Annotated in this window: 23 protein-coding genes and 1 pseudogene; 10 read left to right on the top strand and 14 right to left on the bottom strand. The window is 73.7% G+C overall.

The genetic code is table 11. From position 1 onward, the window contains the following. Positions 1–199: 199 nt before the first annotated feature. Positions 200–1024, bottom strand: a complete 825-nt coding sequence (locus ADK41_RS15170; RefSeq protein WP_030834154.1) for a lysozyme — start codon at positions 1022–1024, stop codon at positions 200–202. A 232-nt stretch (positions 1025–1256) separates the two neighbouring features. Here ADK41_RS15170 and ADK41_RS15165 point away from each other — a divergent pair, with 232 nt between their 5' ends. Next, the gene (locus ADK41_RS15165; RefSeq protein ID WP_030834157.1) at positions 1257–1751 is read left to right on the top strand and encodes a MarR family winged helix-turn-helix transcriptional regulator; all 495 of its coding nucleotides are present in this window, start codon (positions 1257–1259) and stop codon (positions 1749–1751) included. A gap of 11 nt (positions 1752–1762) precedes the next feature. Here the strand turns inward: ADK41_RS15165 and ADK41_RS15160 are convergent, their stop codons facing one another. Further along, positions 1763–2563, bottom strand: coding sequence for a protein phosphatase 2C domain-containing protein (locus ADK41_RS15160; protein ID WP_030834160.1), 801 nt, complete (start codon positions 2561–2563; stop codon positions 1763–1765). Between the two features lie 395 nt (positions 2564–2958). On the opposite strand from ADK41_RS15160, the gene ADK41_RS15155 reads away from it, so the two are divergent. The 5 genes from ADK41_RS15155 to ADK41_RS15135 are packed head-to-tail and all read left to right on the top strand — an operon-like array spanning position 2959 to position 9125. Then, positions 2959–6294, top strand: coding sequence for a sensor histidine kinase (locus ADK41_RS15155; protein ID WP_078662136.1), 3336 nt, complete (start codon positions 2959–2961; stop codon positions 6292–6294). Further along, on the top strand, positions 6291–6794 hold the full coding sequence (locus ADK41_RS15150; RefSeq protein ID WP_030834166.1) for a roadblock/LC7 domain-containing protein: 504 nt from the start codon (positions 6291–6293) through the stop codon (positions 6792–6794). The genes ADK41_RS15155 and ADK41_RS15150 overlap by 4 nt, the downstream gene beginning before the upstream one ends. After that, complete coding sequence (locus ADK41_RS15145) at positions 6791–7210, top strand: DUF742 domain-containing protein (protein ID WP_030834169.1); 420 nt, start codon at positions 6791–6793, stop codon at positions 7208–7210. The genes ADK41_RS15150 and ADK41_RS15145 overlap by 4 nt, the downstream gene beginning before the upstream one ends. Then, positions 7191–7829 (top strand): GTP-binding protein, encoded by a 639-nt coding sequence (locus ADK41_RS15140; protein WP_030834172.1) that lies wholly within the window; start codon positions 7191–7193, stop codon positions 7827–7829. Before ADK41_RS15145 ends, ADK41_RS15140 begins: the two co-directional genes overlap by 20 nt. Before the next feature lie 33 nt (positions 7830–7862). After that, positions 7863–9125 carry a styrene monooxygenase/indole monooxygenase family protein gene (locus ADK41_RS15135; protein WP_030834175.1) on the top strand — a complete coding sequence of 421 codons (1263 nt, stop codon included), beginning with the start codon at positions 7863–7865 and terminating at the stop codon, positions 9123–9125. Here ADK41_RS15135 and ADK41_RS15130 read toward each other — a convergent pair. The 9 genes from ADK41_RS15130 to ADK41_RS15090 form a co-directional block, all read right to left on the bottom strand. Beyond that, the gene (locus ADK41_RS15130) at positions 9089–10252 is read right to left on the bottom strand and encodes a C40 family peptidase (RefSeq protein WP_030834178.1); all 1164 of its coding nucleotides are present in this window, start codon (positions 10250–10252) and stop codon (positions 9089–9091) included. The genes ADK41_RS15135 and ADK41_RS15130 overlap by 37 nt on opposite strands. Before the next feature lie 103 nt (positions 10253–10355). Beyond that, positions 10356–10667 carry a hypothetical protein gene (locus tag ADK41_RS15125; protein ID WP_030834181.1) on the bottom strand — a complete coding sequence of 104 codons (312 nt, stop codon included), beginning with the start codon at positions 10665–10667 and terminating at the stop codon, positions 10356–10358. Positions 10668–10731: 64 nt separating this feature from the next. After that, on the bottom strand, positions 10732–11385 hold the full coding sequence (locus ADK41_RS15120; RefSeq protein WP_030834184.1) for a TetR/AcrR family transcriptional regulator: 654 nt from the start codon (positions 11383–11385) through the stop codon (positions 10732–10734). 34 nt (positions 11386–11419) lie between these two features. After that, on the bottom strand, positions 11420–12358 hold the full coding sequence (locus ADK41_RS15115; protein ID WP_030834187.1) for an AurF N-oxygenase family protein: 939 nt from the start codon (positions 12356–12358) through the stop codon (positions 11420–11422). Positions 12359–12467: 109 nt separating this feature from the next. Next, the gene (locus ADK41_RS15110; protein WP_030834189.1) at positions 12468–12971 is read right to left on the bottom strand and encodes a DUF3291 domain-containing protein; all 504 of its coding nucleotides are present in this window, start codon (positions 12969–12971) and stop codon (positions 12468–12470) included. Between the two features lie 66 nt (positions 12972–13037). Beyond that, the gene (locus tag ADK41_RS15105) at positions 13038–14495 is read right to left on the bottom strand and encodes a penicillin-binding transpeptidase domain-containing protein (RefSeq protein WP_030834191.1); all 1458 of its coding nucleotides are present in this window, start codon (positions 14493–14495) and stop codon (positions 13038–13040) included. A gap of 37 nt (positions 14496–14532) precedes the next feature. Next, a complete protein-coding gene (locus ADK41_RS15100) occupies positions 14533–15894 on the bottom strand; it encodes an FtsW/RodA/SpoVE family cell cycle protein (protein ID WP_030834194.1) in 1362 nt (453 codons plus the stop codon). 43 nt (positions 15895–15937) lie between these two features. Then, positions 15938–16939: an SH3 domain-containing protein gene (locus tag ADK41_RS40830; RefSeq protein ID WP_030834197.1), complete on the bottom strand. Its 1002-nt coding sequence runs from the start codon at positions 16937–16939 to the stop codon at positions 15938–15940. A 116-nt stretch (positions 16940–17055) separates the two neighbouring features. Continuing rightward, complete coding sequence (locus ADK41_RS15090; RefSeq protein ID WP_030834200.1) at positions 17056–17562, bottom strand: protein-tyrosine phosphatase family protein; 507 nt, start codon at positions 17560–17562, stop codon at positions 17056–17058. Positions 17563–17661: 99 nt separating this feature from the next. Between ADK41_RS15090 and ADK41_RS15085 the strand changes: the two genes are divergently transcribed. Together ADK41_RS15085 and ADK41_RS15080 are read left to right on the top strand one after the other, a co-directional pair. Further along, positions 17662–18465 (top strand): nuclease-related domain-containing protein, encoded by an 804-nt coding sequence (locus tag ADK41_RS15085; RefSeq protein ID WP_030834205.1) that lies wholly within the window; start codon positions 17662–17664, stop codon positions 18463–18465. Positions 18466–18634: 169 nt separating this feature from the next. Next, a complete protein-coding gene (locus tag ADK41_RS15080; RefSeq protein ID WP_037805131.1) occupies positions 18635–19774 on the top strand; it encodes a Ku protein in 1140 nt (379 codons plus the stop codon). Positions 19775–19853: 79 nt separating this feature from the next. On the opposite strand, the pseudogene ADK41_RS15075 reads toward ADK41_RS15080, so the two are convergent. The 3 genes and pseudogenes from ADK41_RS15075 to ADK41_RS15065 form a co-directional block, all read right to left on the bottom strand. Further along, positions 19854–20219, bottom strand: a pseudogene (locus tag ADK41_RS15075) (3-oxoacyl-ACP synthase); the annotation flags it as partial. A 270-nt stretch (positions 20220–20489) separates the two neighbouring features. Then, positions 20490–22118 (bottom strand): transglycosylase domain-containing protein, encoded by a 1629-nt coding sequence (locus ADK41_RS15070; protein ID WP_234319037.1) that lies wholly within the window; start codon positions 22116–22118, stop codon positions 20490–20492. A gap of 41 nt (positions 22119–22159) precedes the next feature. Then, complete coding sequence (locus ADK41_RS15065; protein ID WP_234319040.1) at positions 22160–23248, bottom strand: sigma factor-like helix-turn-helix DNA-binding protein; 1089 nt, start codon at positions 23246–23248, stop codon at positions 22160–22162. A 146-nt stretch (positions 23249–23394) separates the two neighbouring features. On the opposite strand from ADK41_RS15065, the gene ADK41_RS15060 reads away from it, so the two are divergent. Together ADK41_RS15060 and ADK41_RS15055 are read left to right on the top strand one after the other, a co-directional pair. Further along, complete coding sequence (locus ADK41_RS15060) at positions 23395–23910, top strand: SigE family RNA polymerase sigma factor (RefSeq protein ID WP_030834214.1); 516 nt, start codon at positions 23395–23397, stop codon at positions 23908–23910. Further along, positions 23900–24697 carry a hypothetical protein gene (locus ADK41_RS15055; RefSeq protein ID WP_063781736.1) on the top strand — a complete coding sequence of 266 codons (798 nt, stop codon included), beginning with the start codon at positions 23900–23902 and terminating at the stop codon, positions 24695–24697. Before ADK41_RS15060 ends, ADK41_RS15055 begins: the two co-directional genes overlap by 11 nt. Positions 24698–24831 lie beyond the last annotated feature (134 nt).

Raw genomic sequence — 24831 nt, 5'->3', positions numbered from 1 at the left:
GTGAGGGAGGCCCGGGCCTTCACCGAGCCCGGCCGCCGCCGGCGAATCCGTGGACCGCTCCCCGGCGCGGGCCCCGGGGCCACGAGGGGAGCGGATCTCCCGGCGACACGCCGCCGGAGGGCCGTTCCGGCGGGAGATCCGTTCCCGTCGGCGTCCCGCCGCCGGCAGCTTCCGTGCCGCCCGGGAAGGATCGGCCGGGTCAGCCGAGCGCGAAGGTCCGCACCCGGTCCGGGGTGCCGTTGAAGAGGTCGTGGTCCCCGACGGTCGGCCCGGTCGAGGTGTACTGCCACATCGTGTACGCGTCCCAGCCGGCGGGCAGTTCGCCGACGGTGGAGGCGTACCGGGCGATCCACAGCGGGGTGGTGGCGGCGAAGCCGGCGTAGTTGCCGGTGCACTGCTTCCACCAGCTGGTGGCCGTGTAGAGGACGGCGTCGCGGCCGGTGCGGTACCGGTACCGGTCCAGGAAGTCGCGGATCCAGCTCACCATCGCGCTCGGCGACTTGCCGTAGCAGGCGTCGCCGTACGGGTTCCACTCGATGTCGAGCACGCCCGGCAGGGTCCGTCCGTCCGCGGACCAGTCGCCGCCGCGGTCGACGAAGTAGTCGGCCTGGGCGGCGCCGCTCGCCGTGTCGGGCGTGCCGAAGTGGTAGGCGCCGCGGATCATGCCGACGTCGTAGGAGCCGCCGTACTGCTGGGAGTGGTACGGGTTGGTGTAGTACGTCCCCTCCGTGGCCTTGGCGTAGGCCCAGCGGACGCCGCTGTTCCACAGGGTCGTCCAGGCGACGTTCCCCTGGTGGCTGGAGACGTCCACGCCCTCCGTCCGGGTGGTGCGGACGGTGGGCAGACCGCCGCGGCCGTCGTGGGCGAGCACGCCCATGCCCATGCGGGCGGAGCCGCGCGGAGGAGCGCCGGGAGCGGATTCGGCCGCGACGGCCGGGCGGGGGAGGGAGAGCACCGCGAGCAGGACCGCGCCGGCGGTCACGAGCGCGCGTATGCGGGGAAGGGCGGATCTGTGCACAGGCATGACGCATCTCCGAAAGGTCGGTGTGGGGGCGAACCCGGAAGGCGACCCACGTCCCATGTGGTGGGCATGCCACGCAGTCGCCCGGTGGGGAGACCGCGCACGTGGACCGCGGCGGGGGCGGGGCGTCCGCGCGCTGCCATTGGTCCACGCCTGCGAAATACTGGTGGAGCTGCGGCGACGTCGCCACTTGGCGGAAGACCATCGGAACCGGAAAACCGAAGCAGGGGCGGACGTGCACGAAGACGGACAGGGCGGCGAGGAGCGCACCGCCTCCCCGCGGCCCGCGCAGGGTGTGGACCAGCCCGGATTCCTCGCGCTGGAACGCGAGTTGACGGTGCTGCTGCGGCGCGCCCGGGCCAGCCAGGGGGAGATGGCCCGCGCGGTCCACCCCGACCTGGAGCCGTCCGCGTACGGGCTGCTGGTCCGTCTGGATGAGTGCGGCCGGCAGCGGGCCACCGAGCTCGCCGCCTACATCGGCGTCGGCAAGGCGACGATGTCGCGCCAGCTGCGCGCGCTGGAGGAGCTCGGTCTCGTCGCCCGCGAGCCGGACCCCGCCGACGGCCGCGCCTGGCTGATCGCCCTCACCCAGGAGGGCCACGCACGGGTCCGCAGGGTCCGCGAGGCCCGCCGTGCCCGCTACGCCGGACGGCTCGCCGACTGGGACCCCGCCGAGGTCACGGAACTCGCCCGGCTGCTGAGCCAGCTGAACCGCGGCATGGAGAAGTGACCCCGTACGGGCTACCGCTCACGGGGTGACAGCTCGGCGTACACCACCGTCGCGTCGTCGTGCGTCTTGCCGCGACGCGGCGCCGCCCGCTCCGCGTCCGCCCGTTCCAGGGCCCGTACGCGGTCCACCAGGGACCGGGCGCCCTCCTCGCGGACCAGGGCGAGGCAGTCCGCCCAGTCGCCCGCGTGGAACCTCTCCACCCAGCGCGCCGCCCCGTCCGTCAGGGCGGCCAGGGCGCGCACCTCGTCGCGCGGCAGCGAACCGGTGACCGCGCGGGAGGCCACGGAGGGATCCGCCGCCGCGGTGAAGAAGCCGCCCTCCTTGTTGCGCAGCGTGGTGTCCACCAGGGTGTGACTGGCCAGGGCCGAGCGGGGCAGCCGGCTCAGCCGGTCGTCCAGGAACGGGGTGACCGTCCCGTCGGGGGACTCGACGAGCAGGACCGAGTCGGACAGCACCAGGCAGTCCACCGAGGCCGGTGACCAGCGGGCCAGCGCCACCGTCGCCTGCGGCGTACGGGGGTGAGAAAGGTCACAGGTTGCCGCGTGGCCGTCGGCGGTACGCGCGAGAGCCCGGGACAGCAGTTCGACCAGGGGCACATCCGGGAGGGAAACGGTCAGTTCGGTCAGCGCTCCGCCCAGCCGCGCGGTGAACCAGGGCACGGAATGCAGACACCCGCCGCCGTCCCCCGGAGGCGTGACCCCGTCCAGCACCACGAGCGAACCGCCCTGCCCGGAAGCCGGAAGCCCGACGCTCGCGAAGTCCTCGTTGGGGCGGCCGGGATCACCGGGCTCCGAAACAAGCTCCGTACGCATCCAGCCAGTCTGCACGAGCCGTCCACGCGGCTCGCGAAAGGCCCTCGCCGGTCGCCGGAACCATGCGACCGCGCAGGTCAGACGCCTGATTTGGGAGGGAATGGAGTGCTCCGAGAAGGCGTGGCGGCGAATACTGCCACCGCCCGCCGCAGACGTCCAACCGGCGTGCCCCGTGGGGCCGCTGCGGGAGGCGACGGAACTTGCCCCTCAACTCACCTCCGGGGTTCACTCCTTCGAGTGGCGGGTCAGGTGATGCGCATCCACTGTCCACGGTCACTGGGAGGGTCGGGGAGCGATGGGGGCGCCTCGCTGTCCGAGCGCGGTCAAGAGCTCGGGGTGAACGCCCGCACCCGTTGACGGAGCGTCACCCGAACCCACGGGTACACGAGTCAGGAATGCGAGCACCGGTGCAGAAGTCGCGGCCTCGTCGCACAGGCAAGCAGACGGCCCCCACGGGGGACGCGGAGCGGACGACCGGCGTAGGCAGGGGCCGCCCCACCCATGTACGCAACCGGCTCATCGTGGCCGTGGCCGTGGTGGCCGCCGCGATCGCCGCGGCCGGGGCGCCCTCCGTGCTCGCCGCCTCCGGGGAGCTCAAGGACGCACAGGACCTGGTGACGCTCGCCGAGCAGACCCAGGACGCCCTCACCCTGGCGCATTCCCTCGCCGACGAGCGCGACGAGGTCGTCCCCTACATCGCGGCCGGCCGCCCCAGGACCAAGGCGCCCTCCGAGGAGCACAGCGCCCGCGTCGACCGACAGGTCGAGGAGCTGCGCGCCGACACCGACATGCCGCAGGAGCTGCGCGACGGCCTCGACGCCGTCGCCGCCGTGCGCAGGGCGGCGCTCACGGGCAAGAGCAGCGCCCTCGAAGCGCATCAGGCGTACTCCACCGTCATCACGCGACTGCACCGGCTCGCCGGACAGCTGGCGGAGCGGACCCCGCCCCGCGCCGGCTCGGGCGCCCACGCGCTCACCGAGCTGGACTCCGCCGTCCAGCAGGCCGCCGCCACCCGCGGACTGCTGCTCGCCGCGCTGAACGTGCCGCGCACCACCCAGACCGTGATCGACCCGGTCACCGGACTGCCGTCCGCCAACGCCGGCTCCTCGGACGCCGACACCGAGCGGCGCGACGAGCTGACCGCCGCCGCGCTCCAGGCCCGGCTGCGCTCCGACGCCGCCCTCTCCGACTTCCGCGAGTCCGCGCCCAAGGCCGCCCGCGCCTCCTACGACTCCACGGTCACCGGCCCCGAGGTCGAGACCGCCGAGAAGTACCTGGCCCGTCTCACCGACGAGCCGACCCTCTCCGCCGAGGACCTCGACACCAGCGTCAAGAAGCTGCAGGCCGCGCTCACCGCGCGGGTCGAGACGATGCGCGGGGTGGAGTCCGCCCTCTTCGACAAGCGCACCAAGGACCTCACCCAGCTGCGCGACGACGACGTCACCGCGCTGGAGATCCGGATCGCCGCCCTCGGCGCCCTGGTGCTGCTCACGGTCGGCATCGCCACCGCGATGGCCCGCACCCTGACGCGCCCGCTGTCGGTGCTGCGCCGGGGCTCCGCCCGCCTCGCCGAGGCGGAGGACCCCGCAGGCCAGGAGCCGGTCGCCTTCACCGGCCGCAACGACGAGTTCGCCCAGGTCGTCCGCTCCGTCAACGCCCTGCACGCGCGCGCCGTCGCCCTCGCCGAGCGGATCGCCACCCTGGAGGCCGACCGCAAGCACCTCGTGGGCCAGCGGCAGAAGATGGCCGACGCCCGCGAGGAGCTGCGCACCGAACTCGCGGAGTCCGCCGCACACCTGGAGCGGCTGCGCGCCGGCATCGGCGGCACGTTCGTCAGCCTGGCCCTGCGCACCCTTGGACTCGTCGAGCGGCAGCTCGGCGTCATCGAGGGGCTGGAGGAGCGGGAGGACGACCCGGACCGGCTGGCCACCCTCTTCAAGCTCGACCACTTCGCCACGGTCATGCGCCGGCACAGCGAGAACCTCCTCGTCCTCGCCGGCACCGAGCAGGGCCGGCAGACGGCGGGCCCGGTCCCGCTGGTGGACGTCGTACGGGCCGCGGTCAGCGAGATCGAGCGGTACGAGCGGGTCCGTATCGCTGCGCTGCCGCCGCACGCGCACATCGCCGGGTTCGCCGCGGACGACCTCTCCCACCTGCTGGCCGAGCTCATGGAGAACGCCACCTCGTTCTCCCCGCCCGACCTGCCCGTCGAGGTCTCCGGCTGGCTGCTGGAGAACGGCGAGGTCATGCTCTCCGTCCAGGACGAGGGCATCGGCATGACCGGGGAGCGGCTGGAGCGGCTCAACTCCCGGCTGTCCGACTTCGACCCGGAGGCCACGTACGACGCGGAGGCCGAGGACGGTCTCGGTCTCGGCCTGTACGTCGTGGCCCGGCTCGCCCACCGGCACGGGGTGCGGGTCCGGCTGCGCGAGCAGAAGCAGGGCGGCATCGCCGCGGTCGTCGTCCTCCCCGTCCCCCTCCTGGCGCCCGCCGCCCCCGGCGCGGTCCCCGCCTCCGTCGCCGGCAACGCCCCCGCGCACTCCCTCCCGGGCGCCGAAGCCGAAGCCAACTCCAACGTCCTCCAAGGCCGCACGGAGTCGGACGATCCGCTGGTCGCCCTGGCGGAGAAGGCGGTGCGCCACCAGGACCCGTCCGGCGGGGAGACCCCGGGCGAGCCGACTGCGGCGGCCGACGCGGACGAGTCCTCGTCGGCCCCTGCGAAGGAACCGGCGGAAAGCCCCGTCGGGCGGCCCGAGGAGACCCGCGCCGAGGAGGCCGACGAGCCGGCGAAGAGCGGCGCCGACCGGCCGGCGGAGCCGCAGGCCCCTGCCGGGGCGGCGCAGGACTCCGCGCGGGAGCGCGCGGGACACGAGGATGCGGGACACGAGGACGCGGGGCACGAGGACGCGGAGGGCGCCGACGCGCCGCCCGAGCGGCCCGCCGAGGTCACGATGGAGCTGCTCATCCCGGCGCAGCCGGAGGCGGCCGACGAGCCGGAGCCCTCTCCGGAAGCCGCCCGGGAGGCCGAGCCCGACGCCGTCACCGGAGCGGCAGCCGGAGCCGGGCCCGACGCCGGGGCCACCGGCCGGCCGGAGGACGAGAGCGTCCGCCCGGGGCCGGGTCACGCGGGCGGGCACGACGCCCCGTCCGGTACCGCGGGCGCTGCTCCGCAGCCGTTCGACGCGGGTGCGGACGACGACGTCCGTCCGGGTGCCGGTCACGCGACCGCAGACGGGGAAGCCCCTTCCGGCGCCCCGGGCCGGTCGGCCGATGAGGCCACGGAGGGCGCCGCTCCCGACGACGCGTCCGGTGCGGACGCCGGGCCCGAGGACCGGCCCGCGGCGGACGCCGGGAACCCGGCAGGACTCCCGCGGCGGCCGGGCGCCGCGTCCGAGGGCGGCACCGACGCGGAGCACGCGCGCGTCGCCGACGGGGACGGGGACGGAAACGGGGACGAGGACGAGGACGAGGAACCGGTCACGGCCAAGGGGTTGCCCAAGCGCACGCCGAGAATCACCGAGCCCACCGCGGCCCCGCGCCCGCGTGCCGGGTCCGTCGACGCCGAGACCCTGCGCCGCCGGCTCGGCGGTTTCCGCCGGGGGGCGGACGCCGGGCGCCGGGACGTCGAGGCGGAACTCGCCGAACGGACCGGTGGCCACCGGGCGCCGTCCGACCCGGCCGCCACATCCGAAGAGCCCGCGGAGGGCACAGTCGAGGAGGCAAGCAGTTGACCGCGCCCAGTACTGTCGGACTGAGCAGTGAGGCCCGCAACCTGCACTGGCTGTTGAGCAACCTCGTCGAGGAGGTGCCCGGCATCCTCTCCGTCGCGGTGGTCTCCTCCGACGGCCTGCTCCTGCTCTCCTCCGACGACTCACGGATCGACGAGGCCCGCGACGCGCGGAGCGCGAAGCGCACCGGCCCCCGCGGCTCCGCCGCCGACCTGGCCACCGTCGTCTCCGGCATCGGCAGCCTCACCGTCGGCGCCTCGAAGCTGATGGACTTCGGTCCGGTCAAGCACACGATGGTGGCGATGGACGAGGGCAGCCTGTTCGTGATGTCCATCAGCGACGGCTCCCTGCTCGGCGTGCACGGCTCCGCGGACTGCGACATGAGCGTGGTGGCGTACCACATGGCCCTGTTCGTCGGCCGCGCCGGCCACGTCCTGACCCCGGAACTCCGCAGCGAGCTGCGCCAGTCCCTGGAGAACGAGCCCATGGGGAGCCGCCGATGAGCAAGCCCAGGAAACAGCTCCCGGTCCGCGGCGGCGACCGCAAACCCGCCCGGGTCCGCCCCTACTCGCTCACCGGGGGCCGCACCCGCTTCGGCCACGTCCTGCTCGTCGAGACCTTCGTCGGCGCCACCGCCGCGCTCGAGGCCGCCGAGGAGCGCAAGGAGCTGACGAACGGGAACCTCACCTCCCGCGTGACGCCGGAGATGCGGGCCATCGTCGAACTGTGCCGCCGTATGCGCACGGTGGCCGAAATCGCCGCGCTGCTGAGGATGCCGCTCGGCGTGGTCCGGGTCCTCCTGAGCGACCTCGCGGACCAGGGAAAGATCCGTGTCTACGGAACGGGGACCGGCCACGGCACGGGCCGCCCGGACCGCGCGCTGCTGGAAAGGGTGCTGAGTGGACTCCGTCGTCTCTGACGCCGCTCACGGTGTCTCCCCGCTCGTCGAGGACGACGAGCCGCTGCTGCCCTGGCAGATGGACCGCACCCGCGCACCCGTCGCCACGAAGATAGTGGTGGCGGGCGGATTCGCCGTCGGCAAGACCACGCTGGTCACCTCCGCCTCGGAGATCACGCCCCTGCGGACCGAGGCGCTGATGACCGAGGCGAGCGCGGAGACCGACGACCTCACCGCCACGCCGGGCAAGCTGACCACCACCGTGGCCCTGGACTTCGGCCGCATCACGCTCGACGACGACCTGGTGCTCTACCTGTTCGGCACACCGGGCCAGGAGCGGTTCTGGTTCATGTGGGACGACCTGGTGCGCGGCGCGATCGGCGCCGTCGTCATGGCCGACACCCGCCGTCTGAAGGACTGCTGGCCGGCACTGGACTACTTCGAGAGCTGCGGACTGCCGTACGTCGTCGCGGTCAACCACTTCGACGGCAGCGAGCGGTTCGAGGCCGAGGACGTGCGGGAGGCGTTGACGATCCCCGCGCACATACCCGTCATGATCATGGACGCGCGCCGCCGGATCTCGGTCATCGAGACCCTCCTGTCCCTCGTGGGCCACGCGCTCGACGAAACCCCGGAGTAGTCCCCGAGCAGCCCTCTGAGGAGCGTTCCCCGTATGCGGAAGATACTCGTCGTCGGAGCCGGCCAGTCCGGTCTCCAGCTGGCCCTCGGCCTCCAGTCGCACGGGTACGAGGTCACCCTGATGTCCAACCGGACCGCGGACGAGATCCGTGCCGGACGGGTGATGTCGACGCAGTGCATGTTCCACACCGCCCTGCGGCACGAGCGCGACCTCCGGCTGAACTTCTGGGAGTCCCAGGCCCCGAGGATCGAAGGACTCGGCGTCTCGGTCGCGGCCCCCGGCTCCTTCGACCCGGGCCCGTCGCAGCGCGCGATCGACTGGCTGGGCCGGCTCGACGGGTTCGCGCAGTCGGTGGACCAGCGGGTGAAGATGGCCGGCTGGATGGAGACCTTCGCCCAGCGCGGCGGCCAGCTGGTCATCCACGGCGCTGCGGTCGGCGACCTCGACTACTTCTCCCGCACGTACGACCTCGTGCTCGTCTCGGCCGGCAAGGGCGAACTGGTGCGGATGTTCGCCCGCGACGCGGAGCGGTCCCCGTACGGCGAGCCGCAGCGCGCCCTCGCGGTGGCCTACGTCCACGGCCTCGGCCCGCGTCCGGAGCACCCGGACACGGAGGCGGTCCGCTGCAACCTGGTCCCCGGGGTCGGCGAGATGTTCGTCATGCCGACGTTCACCACCTCGGGCCGCGCCGACATCCTGTTCTGGGAGGGCGTCCCCGGCGGCCCGCTGGACGCCTTCAGCGACGTCAGGGACCCGGCGGAGCACCTCTCCCTGACCCTGGAACTCATGGAGAGGTTCCTCCCCTGGGAGTACGCGCGGGCCACCAAGGTCGAACTGACCGACGCCGGCGGCACCCTCGCCGGACGCTACGCCCCCACCGTCCGCGACCCGATCGGCCGGCTGCCCTCCGGCGGCCTCGTCCTCGGCGTCGCCGACGTGGTCGTCGCCAACGACCCGATCACCGGCCAGGGCTCCAACTCGGCGTCCAAGTGCGCCGCCTCCTACCTCGCCTCGATCCTGGAGCACGGGGAGAAGGAGTTCGACGAGACCTGGATGCGGGCGACCTTCGACCGCTACTGGGAGACGGCGCGGCACGTCACCAAGTGGACGAACGCCATGCTCGCCCCGCCGCCGGAGCACGTCCTGAACCTGATCGGCGCGGCCGGACAGCTCCAGCCGGTCGCCGACCGCTTCGCCAACGGCTTCGACGACCCGGCCGACTTCGAGAACTTCTTCTACGACCCGAAGAAGACCGAGGGCTACCTGATGGAGGTCTCGGGCGCCTCCGGCGCGTGACCGGAGGCGTATCCCTCGTCGGACCCCTCCGCCGCCCCTCCGGGGAGCCGAGGCGGCACGTACCGCGGCAGGGGCTCCCCGGCCGGGTCGGGGCGCACGGCGCCCAGCACCGGGTTGGCCGCGATCGGTGAGACCTTGACCCGCGCGCCGGGGCGGGGCGCCTGCACCACCTTGCCGTCGCCGAGGTAGAGGGCGACGTGCGTGGCCTCCGGGAAGTACACGACGAGGTCCCCCGGCCGCAGCTCCGCCAGCGGCACCCGCTCCAGCCGCGCCCACTGCTCCTGGCTGGTGCGGGGGATCGGCGTCCCGGCGGCGGCCCACGCCTCGGACGTCAGCCCCGAGCAGTCGTACGCGGCGGGCCCCTCCGCACCCCACTCGTACGGCTTCCCGAGCTGCTCCACGGCGTGGCGCACGGCCCGCTCGCCCGCCGCCGACGGAGGAGCGCCGCCGCTGCCCAGCGCGCCGGAGGTCACCAGCTCCTCCTGCGCCTCGGCCACCGTGTCCCGCTCCAGCTCGGCCAGCGCGGCGAGCTGCTCCGCGGTGAGCGAGGCGAGCAGTTCCTCGACCGCGTGGAGCCGCTCGAGGACCTCGTCGCGTTCCTTCCCGCGCCGCTCGGTGAGGGCGAGGCGGGCGTCGAGGGCCTTGCGCGCCCGGCTCGCCAGCGCGCCGGCCTCCCTCTCGTCGCCGGTCAGCCGGCCCACCGCCTGGGCCCGCTCCCGCGCCAGCCGCCCGATCACGTGCCCCTGGTCGAGCACGCGCTGCGGGTCGCGCGCGAGCAGCAGCCGTAGGTAGGGGGAGAGGCCGCCGGCGTTCTGGTACTGCTGGCGGGCCAGCCGTCCGGCCGCGCCCCGGCTGTCGTGCAGGGAGTGCCGGGTGCGGGCCAGGGCCCGCTCCAGCCGTTCGGTCTCGGCGCGCTGCCTCTTCAGCCGTTCCTCGGTGGCGTTGTAGGTCTCGGTGGCCTTCTCGGCCTCCCGGTACAGGGTCTGAAGCTCCGTCAGCAGCTCGGCGACGGAACGCTCGCCGGTGTTGCCGCCCGGCTCCGGGACGGCCGCCGCGGGCACGGGGGCGAGGACGGCCCCGGCCGCCAGCGCCGCCGCGCACACCAGACGCAGAAGCTTTCCTGACACTCCATCACCTCCGACGCGGGACGGCTCGTCCGCTCCGCATCGCGAGCATCGGGCGGGTGTGCGCGGCCCGCTCGCCGAGTGTGCGCGCTTCGGCGCAACCCGGTCACCCGTCGGCGTCGTCCGGCTTGCCCTTCGGCGTGGCGTCTGGATCGGGCGCGGCCTTCGACCACGGCCACTTCCGGCGGCCGGCCTGCCCGGTGGGGTCGTACAGGTACTTCCAGCCCCGTGTCAGCCCGGTCCGCGTACTCCGCGCCCGGGGCGCCCGCCGGTAGACCAGCACGGTGGGCGGGCCGCCGTCCGGGGCGGGGACGGGGATGCGGTACGTCTGCGGCGGGTGCCCGGTGATGCCCAGCAGCACGGGCAGGACGCGCCCGTCCATGGGCCCGCCCTCGAACGGGGTGTCTTCGCTCTTCACGCCCCCAGTGTCGGCGATGCGCGGCCCGTCACAGGTCCGCGGCCCGTCACAGGTCCGCGGTCCGTCACAGGTCCGCGGCCAGCGCCCGCACCAGTGCGTCGCTCTGCGCGTCGCGCCGCGCGGTCACCGCCAGCGCCGCCACGAACTGCTCCACGAGCCAGTCGCGCAGTTCGTCCGGCGGCGGCTGCTTGCCCTCGTCGAGCCAGATCAGCGAGGCCGCCTCCACGGCGGTGATCCACATCCGGATCGTCATCCGCAGCCGGGGCCCGGGCTCGGCGATCCCGAGGTGGCTGAGGACGTGCTCGGCGGCGGCCCGCCGCACGCCGTCCACGATGGCGGTCGTACGGGAGGTTTCCACGACGCTCCCGCCCTGCAGCAGCGCGCTGAACCCGGTGTCGTGCTGGTCGACGAAGGCGAGGTAGCGGTCGAGGGCCCGGGACAGCCGGGGCAGCAGCGGACCCTCGTGCGGCTCGTCGAAGCAGTGCCGCAGTTCGTCGGCGGCGGACATCAGGGCCGCCTCGTACAGCTGCTGCTTGCCGCCCGGGAAGTACCGGTACACCAGGGGGCGGGACACGCCGGCCGCCTCCGCCACGTCGTCCAGGGAGATGTCCTCCGGGGCGCGGTGGGCGAAGAGGGACAGCGCGGTCTCGAGCAGCTGGCTGCGGCGTTCCTCGACGCTGAGCCTCCGGTAGGCGGGGGTGGGGGCCTGCGGGGTCATGCCCGCAGGGTATCCGCCCGCCCCGCGCGCCCGCCTAGGCCAGCAGTCCGGACGACTGCCACAGTCTCCGTCCGACGCCGCGCAGCACGCCGATGTCGTCGAGGAAGTCGGTGAGTCTCCTCGCCCCCTGCTGCATCACGTCCCGGCGGTGGGCGCTCGCCCTGACCTGGGCGACCGCCTGCCGCCTGTCCAGGCCGACGTTCGTGTAGACCTCGGGGTTCACGAAGGCCACGGAGAACACCCGGGCGAACTCCCCGGAGGTGACCCGGGTGAACTCCTGCGACCACTTCGGCGCGGTCACCATCTGGCGCCGCAGCTCCTCACGGGCGTAGCGCACGTGCCGGGCCTCCTCCACGACGTGGATGCGCGTGACGCCCCGGAGCAGCGGCTGGACCCGCTCGTCCGGGAAGGTCAGCCGCTGCATCCAGTCCAGGATCTCCTCGCCGAGCAGGGTCGCGGTGAAGGAGCCGGGGGTGGTGGAGATCGTCTTGAAGAGCCGGCCGAGGTTCCGGTGGGCGCGGCTCACCGGGTACCAGGGGGTGCCGCCGCGGGTGATCAGCCGGGCGAACATCTTGGAGTGCCGGCACTCGTCCTCGATCTCGGTGAGGGCGTAGCGCACGTGCGCGCTCGTGGCGGCCTTGTCGTAGACGTGCCGGACCAGCAGCTGTATCAGGATCAGCTCGAACCAGATGCCCAGCGAGGCGAGCGCCGCCGCCTCGTGCCGGGAGAGCAGGAGGCGCTGTTCCTCGCTCATCCGCCGCCACATCGGGGTGCCGTACAGCGACACCAGCTCCGGCGGCCAGAACCACTTGCCCTCCTCGAAGGGCGCGTCCCAGTCCAGCTCCTCGTCCGGGTCGAAGGAGTGCCTGGCGGACGCGTCGAGCAGCCGCTGGGCCACCTGTTCCCGGTCCTTGAGCAGTCCGAGCGCGTCCCGCAGGCCATCGAGCGCGTCGGCTTCCGACAGGGTCGTCATGACGGTTCCACCTCGGGGGTGTCTGGGGTTACCGGCGGGTCACCCACTTATGAGACTACCTGTCAGCAAGCCCGTCAATCCCCCGCGCACGACGTGCCGGCGGCCGCCGCTACGCCGAGCAGCCCAGCCCCTCCGGCACCTCGCCGGTCAAGGGCTCCGCGCCCCCCGCCGGGAACGACGTGCGCAGAGTGAAGGCGTACGGGGTCGGACCGTGGGTGCGCAGGTGGAGGAGGCGGGACTCGGCCTCCGCGACCGTCGGGCGGTGGCCCGCCGGGACCCACCACAGCGCCACCATCGCCTCCTCGACGCGCTCGAACCACTCCCTGCGCCGGGCCAGCATCTCGCGGTGGCGCCCCCGGTACATGAACGCCGTCAGGGTGCCGGTGTCCCGCCACACCGACATGTTGATGATCAGCCAGGAGTCGCCGAAGACGGCGATGTCCGTCGCGTCGCCCCCCTCGCTCTGCAGGCGCCAGACGAAGCCGTCGGCGGCGTCGGCGTCCGCGTTCACCGGGTCGAGGCCGTCGACGAAGTCCTTCAACTGCGGCGATTGCAATGGGGCTTTGAGGCGGGCGATATTCACCTGGGCGAGTTCGTACGCGGTCTCGGTCATGTACCGAACGCTAGGTCGGGGAGGTCGTGGTCCGGCATCCCCGTCTCACCAAGTGGTCCGACATGCCTACGGGTTCAGCACCGCCTCCATCACCGCCCGTGCGATCGGCGCCGCCGTCCCGCCCCCGCTGATCTCCCGCCGGTTCGCCGCCGCGTCCTCGACCACCACCGCCACCGCCACCTTCGCCTCCATGTCCGCACCGCCCCGCGCCCAGGAGATGAACCAGGCGTACGGCGTACCGGAGTTGCCGAGACCGTGCTGGGCGGTGCCGGTCTTGCCGCCGACGATCGCACCGGGGATCGCCGCCTTCGTACCGGTGCCGTCCTCCACCACGCCCCGCATCAGCTTCCGCATCCGCACCGCCGTCGCCGGATCCATGGCCCGCCGCACCGGACGCGAACCCGCCGTCGACACCGTGCCGCCGCCCGCTCGCGTGGTCCGCTCCACCAGGTACGGCTCCCGCACCTGCCCGCCGTTCGCCACGGCCGCCGCGACCATCGCCATCTGCAGCGGCGTCGCCCGGGTGTTGTACTGCCCGATCGACGACAGCGCGAGCTGCGCCCGGTCCACCGTGGTGTCGAAGGTGCTGCGCGCCACCCGGAACGGGACGCGCACGTCCGGGTCGTTGAAGCCGAAGTCCTCGGCCGTCGCCCTCATCCTCGCCACCCCCGTGGCCACTCCCAGCTTCGCGAACACCGTGTTGCAGGACCAGACGAACGCCTCCCGCACCGTGGCGTCCTCGCAGCCCTCGGACCCGTTGGTCAGCCGGGTCCTCGTCCCCGGCAGGGTGTACGGGTCGGGGGAGTCGGTCGGCTCGTCCAGGTCCTTCACCACGCCCGCGTCCAGCGCCGCCGCCGCGGTGACCACCTTGAACGTCGAACCCGGCGGATACGTCCGCTGCACCGCCCGGTTCAGCATCGGCCGGTCCGGATCGGCGTTCAGCCGCGCCCAGGCGTCCCGCGCCGTCGCGCCGTTCCCGGACAGCAGCCCCGGGTCGTACGACGGGACCGACACCAGCGCCAGGATCCGGCCGGTCGCCGGCTCCACCGCCGCCACCGCGCCCTTGCGCGAGCGCAGCCCCTCGTACGCCGCCCGCTGCGCCGCCGGATCGATCGTGGTCACCACGTCGCCGCCCGCGTTGCGGGAGCGCGTGAACTCGTTCCACAGCGGCAGCGGCGCGAGCAGCGGGGCGGACCCGGACAGCAGCCGGTCCTCCGTGTCCTCCAGCAGCGTCGTCCCGTACTCCTGCGAGGCGAAGCCGGTCACCGGGGCGTACAACGGCCCCTCGCGGTACGTCCGTTCGTAACGCAGGTGCTCCCCGGTGTCCCGTGAGCCGGTGACCGGCCGCCCGTCGACCAGGATGTCGCCGCGCGGCTGCTGGTAGCGGGCGATGGCGGCCCGGCGGTTGGCCGGGTTGCTGTCGTAGACGTCGGCCCGCAGCACCTGGACGCGGGCGGCGTTCACCAGCAGCGCCACCAGCAGCAGGGCGCAGAACAGCGCGGCGTGCCGGATGTGCCGGGTCACCGGGGCGCACCCCCGCCGCCGCGCCGGACGCGCCGGCTCACCGGACGGCACCCCCGTCGCCCTGCCGCCGCGCGGAGTCGCTCAGCCGGACCAGCAGCGCCACGATCGCCCAGTTGGTCACCACCGACGAGCCGCCCTGCGCCAGGAACGGCATCGCCATCCCGGTCAGCGGGATCAGCCCGGTCACCCCGCCCGCGATCACGAACACCTGGAGCGCCACGAGCGAGGCGAGGCCCACCGCGAGCAGTCGTCCGAAGGGGTCGCGCAGGGCCAGCCCCGCCCGGTAGCCGCGCTCCACCAGCAGCCCGTAGAGCAGGAAGATCGCGGACAGCCCGGCCAGGCCCAGCTCCTCACCGGCCGTCGCCAGGATGAAGTCGGACTTGACCGCGAAGCCGATGAGCACCGAGTGCCCGAGCCCGAGCCCGGTGCCGAGCATCCCGCCCTCCGCGAAGGCGAACAGGGACTGGGCGATCTGGTTCGGGCCCTCGCCCGCCTCGATGGAGCCGAACGGATGCAGCCAGGTCTCGATCCTGTGGTGCACGTGCGGCTCCAGCCGGCCCACCGCCACCGCCCCCAGCGAGGCCAGCAGCAGCCCCACCGCGATCCAGCCCGTGCGGCCGGTGGCGACGTACAGCAGGACCACGAACAGACCGAAGAACAGCAGCGAGGTGCCGAGGTCCCGCTCCAGCACCAGCACGCCCACACTGACCAGCCAGACGGCGACGATCGGACCGAGCACCCGCCCGGTGGGCAGCCGCAGCCACCGGACGCGGCGGTCGGCGTAGGCGAGGGCGCCCCGGTTCGCGGCGAGGTACGCGGCGAAGAAGACCGCCAGCAGCACCTTCGCGAACTCTCCGGGCTGGATGGAGAAACCGGCGACCCGGATCCAGATCCGGGCCCCGTTCACCGCCGGGAAGAGGATCGGGACCGTCAGCAGGACCAGCGCGGCGGTGACGCAGACGTAGGTGTAGTTCTGGAGCACCCGGTGGTCGCGCAGCACCAGGACGACCACGATGAACAGCGCCACGCCCAGCGTCGACCAGATCAGCTGGGCCGGGGCCGCCGCATCGCCCGGCGTCTCCAGGTCGAGCCGGTAGATCAGCACCAGGCCGAGGCCGTTGAGCAGCACCCCGATGGGGAGCAGCACCGGGTCGGCGCACGGGGCGCGCCAGCGCACCGCCAGATGGGCGACCAGCGCGAGCACGCCGAGCCCGGCGCCGTAACCGGCGGCGCCGGGCGGGACGGTGCCGTTCCTGGCGAGGCCGACGGCGCAGTAGCCGTACACCGACAACAGGACGGCCAGGACGATCAGGGCGAGTTCGACGCCGCGGCGCCCGGTGAGGCGGACGGTGGGCGCGGGCGGATCCGCCGTCGCCGGGGTGATGCCGACCTTACTCATGCCCGGAACTTACCCAAAGAGGGCGCTTTGTGTGCTTTGACCATCAGCACCAGCGTGGCGCGGGACCGATGTTGTCGATGTGGGCGGCCGCACCCCACGCCCAGGTGCCGTCCGTGAGGAGGTACCAGAGCGGGTTGCCGTTCACCTTGTCGCCCGGGACCTTGCAGAAGATCGAGACGACATCGCCCTTGTGGGCGTACCGGATGATCTGCGATCCCCGGTTCGGGGCGCTGCGCAGGGCCAGGGACGGCGCCGTGACGACACCCTTGTACTGGCCCTGGTCGCCGTGGTGGCCGCCGGCCGGGTTGTTGAAGTCGCCGGTGCCGCCCTGCTGGTTCCCGGTGCCGCCTTGCTGATTGCCGCCACCTTGCTGGTGGCCGTTGGCGTTGCCACCCTGCTGGTTGGCGTTGCCGCCTTGCTGGTTGCCGCCGCCCTGCTGGTTGGCGTTGCCGCCTTGCTGGTTGGCGTTGCCCTGCTGGTGGCCATTGCCGCCTTGCTGATTGCCGCCGCCTTGCTGGTTGGCGTTGCCGCCCTGCTGGTAGCCCCCCTGCTGGTTGGCGTTGCCGCCCTGCTGGTTGCCGTTGCCACCTTGCTGGTTGCCGTTGCCGTTGCCGCCCTGCTGGTAGCTCCCCTGCTGGTTGCCGTTGCCGCCCTGCTGGTGGCCGTTGGCGTTACCACCTTGCTGGTTGGCGTTGCCGCCCTGCTGGTAGCCCCCCTGCTGGTTCCCGTTACCGCCCTGCTGGTTGCCGTTGCCGCCTTGCTGGTTGGCGTTGCCCGGCCGGTAGGCGTTGCCGCCTTGCTGGTTGGCGTTGCCCGGCCGGTAGGCGTTGCCGCCCTGCTGGTTGCCGTTGCCCGGCCGGTAGGCGTTGCCGCCTTGCTGGTTACCGTTTCCGTTGCCGCTCTGCTGGTTCCAGTGCCCCTGGCCGCCACCGCCCTGGTTCGGGTCGTCGGCGGCGACGGCGGGGGTGACGGCGGTCGCGACCGCCAGGGCCCCGGCCGCGAGGGCTATGGGCAGGCGGCGGGTGAGCGGGGGACGCAGGGACATGACAGTACCTCCACATGCGGGGAAAGCGGGTCGAAGGAGACTTATCGCCACACTAGGAGCGCCCCTCCACGCCCGCCCGCCTTGCTGCGCCATCGGGGACGGCGCCCCCGCCCCGCCTACTCCGCCAGCTCCTCCAGCAGCCGCGCCGTGGTCAGCCCGGCACGGAGGTAGTCGACGAACAGGTCGTTGTGCAGGGCCCAGGGCGAGCGACGGGACCGGATCAGCCGGATCGCCGCCTCGGCGGTCCGGCCCTGCCGCATCAACGCGTGCGCGACCACCAGGCCCGAGCGGTTGTACCCGTGGTAACAGCGCACGAGGACCGTGCGGCCGCCGTCCAGTGCCTCGCCCGCCGCCTCGGCCAGCCGGATCACGCCCGCGAGCTGTGTCCCGTCCAGCGGCCCGTCGGGGATCGGCCACACATGGTGCTCGACCCCGGAATCCGGCCCGTGCCCGGGCAGCCGCAGCAGCGTCTGCACGAGATCGAACTGCCGGCCCGCCACGGCGAACTCCAGCCGACCGGAGAGGCCCCGGAACTCGTGCCCGCCCATCCACAGGCCGGGCACGATCTCGTTCCACGGACTGTCCGGAGCCGGTACGCCGGCTTGCTCCCTGTGGGTACGCAACGGCGCCTCCCCGCCCTCACCGCCCGACTCCTCCCCAAGGTAACCGGCTCCTTGCCCTGGAGCACCCCTCCTGTTCCCATGGACATGAGGTGGTGATGCATGGACGGACTGCGCGTCATACCGACCTACCGGCACGGCCGGGAGAGGTTGTACGTCTGCCTCCCGGACGGCAGGAACCTCGCCTGGTACGACCGTGGGACGGCCCGGGTGAACCTGCTCGACGCGGCGCACGAGGAGGACGTGCTCAGCGCGCTGGGCCCCTTCCTCACCGGTCCGGTCCCGGTCGGCCCGCCCCCGGTCCCCACCCCCGCCGAGCTGGCCCGGCTGTCCCTGCACCCCGACGACGACCTCGCGCCGAACCGCCCCGGCGAGGCGCTGCTGATCGACCTCGACCGCGACCCCGGCCCGGCCCGCCGGCTCCGCCCCGACCCGCGCCGCAGGGCGCTCGCCGCGGAGCGGGCGGTGGGCGAGGCGCTGGACCGCATGGACGCCGCCGGCTGGCACGCCCTGCACTCGATCCCGCTCCCCGGCGGCGACCGCATCCACCACCTGCTGATCGGTCCCGGCGGTCTGTACGCCGTCCACGCCCTGTACGCCCACCGGCAGCGGGTGACGGTCGCCGACCCCGAGGTCGGCCTGGGCCGCCACGCACCGCGCCCCCTGCTGCGCCGGGTCCGGGCCGACGCCGACCGCGCCTCCTACGCCCTGACGGCCGAGGTCCGCCCGGTGCTCGTCCTGGTCGGCGCGTCGGCCGTGACGGCCTCGGCCCCGCCCCGCGGGGTGCGCGTCCTGACGGACGCCGACATGGAGGCCCTGGCCCGTACGGGCGGAGTCCTGAAACCGGCCGACACGGAGGCCCTGCACGCGATGGCCCGGGACCGGAACACCTGGGCCCGGCTGTGACCGGCCGGGGCCCCGGCCCTCGGGCCGTCCGGCGTGGCGCCCCCTCCGGATCGCCGGGCGCGAGCCGTCGCCGTTCGTCCCGGCGACGTGCATCATAAGAGGGCAATCTCCCGCATAATGCGACAAACATCCCGACGGTGAGCGGCGGGCGACCGGGAAGGTGCCGCACATGAGATCCATCTGGAACGGCGTGATCTCGTTCGGCCTGGTCAGAGTCCCGATCAAGCTCGTGAACGCCACCGAGAGCCACTCGGTCCCCTTCCGCGAGATCCACACGGAGGACGGCGGCCGGATCCGCCACCGCAAGTTCTGCGAGCTGGAGGACCGCGAGGTCGCCGCCCAGGAGATCAGCAGGGGCTACGAGGAGGCGGACGGCACGATCATCCCGATCACCGACGAGGACCTGGCCCACCTGCCGATCCCCACCGCCAGGACGATCGAGATCGTCACCTTCGTCCCCGAGGACAGCATCGACCCGCTCCAGCTGGGCGCCGCGTACTACCTGGCGGCGGGCAGGGCGCCGGCCGCCCGGCCGTACACGCTCCTGCGGGAGACCCTGAAGCGCGGCAACAGGGTGGCCATCGCGAAGTTCGCGCTGCGGGGCAGGGAGCGCCTGGGCATGCTCCGCGTGGTCGGCGAGGCGATCACCCTGCACGGTCTGCTCTGGCCGGACGAGGTCCGCGCCCCCGAGGGGATCGCCCCCGCCGCGGACGTCACCCTCCACGACAAGGAGCTGCGCCTCGCGGACGCCCTGATGGACGCCCTCAGCGGGGTCGGCCTGGAGGACCTGCGCGACGAGTACCGCGAGGCGGTGGAGCAGGTCGTCGCCGCCAAGATCTCCGGCGAGGCCCTGCCCGAGGTGCCCGAACCGGAGCGCGGCGTCGAGGTCCTGGACCTGACGACCGCCCTGGAGCGGAGCGTCCGCGCGCTCCGCGGTGAGCCGGCGGAGCCCGAGGCCGAGCGGCCGCCGCGGCGCAGGACGTCCCGCCCCTCCTCCAAGGGAACCGGCGGCGGGAAGTCCCCGTCGACGACGGAGCGGAAGAAGACGTCCTCGGCGCGGGAGCCGGCGACGAGGACGAGCCGGTCCGGGAAGAACACGACGGCGAAGAACACGACGGCGAAGAACACGACGGCGAAGAACACGACGGCGAAGAGGACGACGGCGAAGAGGACGACGGCGAAGAGGACGACGGCGAAGAGGACGACGGCGAAGAGCACGACCGGGAGCGCGGCCGAGGGCGCGGCCGGGAAGACGCCCTCGAAGAAGACCCCGGCGACGAGGACGGCGTCCCGCAAGCGCTCGGCCTGACCCGCCGCGGAGGCCGTCCGCACGCCGCCCCCGTGGCGCCGGCGTGCGGACGGCCTCCGCGGCGGGCCACCGGCTCCGCCTACGCCACCCGCCTCAGCGCCGGCACCGCGTTGTGCCCCCCGAACCCGAACGGGTTGCTCGGCACCGGATCACCGGCGTCCGGCAGCCCCCGCGGTTCCCCCTCACCACGTCCAGGTCGATCGCGTCGTCGACCTCCCCACAGCCCGCCATCGCCGGTACCACCCCGTGGTGCAGCGTGAGCACCGCGGCGACCGCCTCCACCCCGCCCGCGGCCCCCTGGCGGTGACCCAGGTGCCCCTTCAAGGGCCGTGACCGGCACAACCCGCCGCCCGAGCACACTCCGCAGCGCCCGGGCCTCCGCGGGACCGCCGTCGGCCGTCGCGGTGGCGTGCGCGTTGACGTGGACCACGTCCGCCACCCGGCCCCGCGGCCTCGGCGGCGGTAACCACGTACCGGTGTATGGGTACTTCAGGCGTTTCGGGGGAGTGGGTCATGGCCGCGCATGCTCTCTCCGCTCCGAACTGTCGTACGGGAGGGGGTCGCGAATGTTCTGCACCACGTGCGAACGAGCCCTTGCCGAATCGCGGGCACGCCCGCCTTGCCGCATTCCGTCAGGCGGACGGCGGGGGACACGGTCGGCAATTCACCCGTGGGTCGGGTGAGTTACCCGACCCTGGTCCGCGTGTGCGAAACATCATGAATCACTCGCCACATGCCATATCCCCCCGGACAGCTCCTCGGCGCACTCCGTCGGGGACGGATCGCTCGGCAGCTGCGCGGGCGCGGTGGTGTCCTTCTTCGCGCCCGGCCGGTCGGCGAACAGCGCCACGGCCAGGGCGAGCCGGGAGTCGTACCCGACCGACCAGACGGTGCGCCGGGTGATTCCACCACCGGCCCCGGCGGTGAGGAACGCGCCGCTCCCCTCCTTCCCGTCGGCCCGGGCGGCCAGAGGAACGGACTGCCCGCCGGAGCCCTCCCGCGCCCGGGCCGTCACCGCGAACACGCCCTTTCCGTCCAGCACCCGCCGGGTCTCCGGTCGCGCGGTGTGAACGGTCCGCCCTTCGCGAGTGATCCGGGCCACCGTGCGGGGCTTCGCGTACACCCCGTCCGCCGCCACGGCCGCGTACGCCGAGGCCAGCCGCAGCGGAGTCGGCGCCGTCGCGCCGCGCAGTCCTCGCAGCGGACCGCCGAGCCGTACGCCGTCGAACGGATCGAGCACCGAGCCCGCCTCCACCGCCCCGCTCACCGCGTCGTTGAACGGCTGCCGGGCGTAGTCCGCCCCGCCGTACAGCACCCGTACCGCCCCGTCGCCCGGCTCGATCCCCACCACCGCCGTGTGCACCCGGACGACGTCGTCCCCGGAGCCCTTCACCCGGTTCTTCACCGACTCGGCGGTGGCGTCCTGCAACGCCAGGTCGAAGGTGGTGTGCACGGTGTAGCCACCGCGCGCCAGTTGGTCCTCGGTGATCCCGAGCCGGCCGGCGGCCTCCTGCGCGGCCACGTCGATCAGGTACTGCCGCTGTCCCTCCGTCCCACCCGGCGGATAGAACCGGAACGCCGGGAAGCGGGCGTCCGCCCGCTGCTCGCCCGTGATGCCGCCGCCGGCCTCCATCGCGTCGAGCACCCACTCCCACCGGTCCCGGAGCTTCGCCGTCACCTTCGGGTCGGAGCCCGCCTTCTCGTAGTGCGACGGGATGTTGACGATCGCCGCCAGTGCCGCGCCCTGGGAGACGGTGAGGTCCTCCGGCGCCACGTCGAAGTAGTTCCGGGCGGCGGCCCGGACCCCGGCGGCGCCCCGGCCGAAGTACACGGTGTTGAGATAGCCCTCCAGGATCTCGTCCTTGTCGCGCGTACGGTCGAGCTTGACGGCGATCAACGCCTCACGCGCCTTGCGCGTCAGCGACCGCTCCGGTGTGAGCAGCGCGTTCTTCACGTACTGCTGCGTGATGGTGGAACCGCCCTGCGGGGCGCCGCCGGACACCGTGGCCCACACCGCGCGGGCGACGGCGCGCGGGGACACCCCGGTGTCCGTACGGAAGGACCGGTTCTCCGCCGCGATCACCGCGTCCTGGACATGCCGGGGCACCTGGGACAACGGCACCTCCTGCCGGTCGACCGGACCGCGCCGGCCCAGATAGGAGCCGTCGGCGTCGACGAAGACCGTGCTCTGCACGACGGTCTCGGGATGCGGCTCGGGAACGACGATCAGCTCGTACGCGACCACGACCCCGCCGCAGACGAGGACGACGAGGGTGAGGCAGGCGACGAGCAGCCGCCGCAGCAGGCGTCCGCGGTTGCGGCGGAGGCGGGTACGGAGCGGCACGCGGGGGCGGTCCGGGGACCTGCGCGAAAGCCGGGGCGGCGTCACGGGCGCCACGCCCCGACGCGCACCGGCTGCGCCACCGAGGGCCCGAGGTCCGACCGCATCAGGACGTCACCGAACGCGTCGTACACGGTGACGGTCCGGCCGCCGCCGGCCACGGTTTCCGCCAGTGGTGTCCGCGCGTACCACACCCCCCATCCCGGACTGCCCGCCAGCGTCAGGACGTTCGCGGTGACCGTCCTGCCGCCGGTGCGGATCTCGACGCGGACGGGGTCGGCGGACAGGCCGCGGTACACACCGGACTGGAAGTACGTACCGTCGTCGAGTTCCTCGCCCTGGACGGAGACACCCGCCCCGGTGCTGTCGAGGTTTCCGTCGTTCACCGGGCGGAACCGGTTCGACGCCTGCGGGGAGGACCAGTGCTGCCCGTCCGAAGTCAGCCAGACGTCCACACCCGGAGCGGCGGCCACCCGCTCACCCGGAGAGACGATCCGCACCGGCCCGGGCGCCGGACCGTCCGGTGCCTTTGAGGCCCCGGTGGCGCCATCGCCCCCGAGGGGACCGGCGGCGAGGACGGCCGGCGGGGCGAGCAGCAGGGCACACCCGGCGGCGACGACTCCCGCCCGCCGTCGGCGCCGGAGCGCGCCGTCCCGCCGGACACCGTCGAGCGGAACAGCCGGCGGCACGAAACCGGCGAGCGCCGCGGCGAACCCCGCCCGCCGCTCCTCGGCCCGGACGCGCTTCCCCGCGCGCCGCAGCACCGCGCGCACGGCTCCCACCGAACACCCCAGCACCTGTGCGATCTCGGCCTCGCCCAGCCCTTCCCAGTACCGCAGCACCAGGACCACCCGGCGCCGGCCGTCCGTACGGCGGGCACGTCCGCGCCGGTACACCCGGACCAGGGACCGCCGTACGTGGAAGTCGACGTCGTTGCGCGGAATCCGCCGCCACCGCGCGTACACCCGTACCAGCGTCCGCCGCGCCAACTCCTCGGCGGCACCCGCGTCCTCGGCGAGCAGCCGGGCGGTGACGACCAGCCGCGGCCAGCGGTCACGCGCGTACCCGGCGAAGTCACTGTCCTCGGGCCGCACCCGGGGCGAACACGCCGGGCGGAGAGGGGAGTGCGCCACGTCCGTGACGGTGGGCCGATGGATCCCTGCACCCGTGTTCAACGTCTTCCTCCAGGGGTGTGCTTCGATGTGCGCGACCTGCGGAACCTGTACGCATGGCGGGGACGGCCGGGTTGCACGGGAAATCCGAGACACCGGTGGAGGGCATGACCGAGGAAGAGTTCGACGCTTTCTACGCGGCCGCGTTCCCTCGTCTGACCGGGCAGTTGTACGCCTTCACCGGGGACCTCGGCGAGGCCCAGGACGTGGTGCAGGAGGCGTTCGTACGGGCCTGGGACCGGCGTCGGAAGCTGCTCGCCGACGAGGCGCCCGAGGCGTGGATACGCACCGTCGCCATGCGCCTCGCGGTGAGCCGCTGGCGCCGTGCGAGGCGCTGGCTGGAACTGGTGCGGCGCACCCCGCCGCAGGAGACGACCCCCGGTCCGGGCCCCGACCGCGCCGCCCTGGTCACCGCACTGCGCCAACTGCCCGAGCACCAGCGCATGGCCGTCGTCCTGCACCACCTGTGCGACCTCAGCGTCGAACAGGTAGCCTCCGAGACGGGTGCGCCCGTGGGCACGGTCAAGGCCAGGCTGTCCCGCGGACGGGCGGCACTGGCCAGACATCTGGCGGTGGACGAGGCCGAGGAGCCGGCCTGGAGGGAGGGCGGCCGTGTCGGATGAACTCGCCGATGCCTTGCGTGAGTTGGCGGCACAGCACGAGACCCCGCCGCGCGTCGGCGCCGCGGAGATCCGCGACCGCGCCGGGCGCCGCTCCCGCCGCCGCAGGACGACCACCGCGCTGGGCACGGCGGCCACGGCGGCCTGCGTGCTGGCGGCCGTCGCGTTCACCCTGCACACCGAGGACCCCGGCCGGAACGGCCGGACCCCGAGTACGGCAGCGGACGGACCCACCCCGGCCCCGAGCACGGCGACCCCGGTTCCCGTCTCCGCCGGCATCCTGGACCTGGGCCGTCACACCCTCACGGTCGGCGAGCGCGTCATGCGCGTCGACTCGCACTCCTTCGGCCGGTTCCCGCCGGGCAGCCGGATGACGGTGGTCGCCAAGGACGGCGCCAAGCTGCTGCGGCTCGAGAGCGGCACCAAGTTCGGCACCGAGATCAAGGTCCCGTACCTGGTGGAGCTGCGCACCCCCGACCGGCGACCGGTCTACGCGGGCGCCCTCGCCTTCGACACCAAGGCGCTCGCCGCCCTCCCCGCCGGTACGGGCTGGCTGGGCATGAGCCCCGCGGACGCGCAGTGGTTCCACACCCGGGCACGGGCGGGCGACCGCATCGAGATCACCTCGACGGTCTCCCCGAGCGCGGCGGCGACGGAGACCGCGCCGACGGGGGCGGAGAGCGCGCCGCCGAGAGTGGAGAGCGCGCCGCCGAGAGTGGAGAGCGCGGCGACTCCGGGGACCGCGGACCACGTCGGGCCCTCGGCGGCCGGGGAAGGCGCCGACGGCTGACCGCCCTGCCGGCCCCCGCCCACTGCCGTATGCGACCCCTCGGCATCCACCTGGGATTTCTCCCCCCGGCGACCCATCCGCGGCGCCCGCAGGATCGGATTACGCCCGGAGACGTCCCGACCCCGGAGGACCCA

The organism is Streptomyces caelestis, assembly GCF_001279005.1.
Lineage (GTDB): Bacteria > Actinomycetota > Actinomycetes > Streptomycetales > Streptomycetaceae > Streptomyces > Streptomyces heliomycini.
This window is presented reverse-complemented; position numbering and strand designations above follow the sequence as displayed.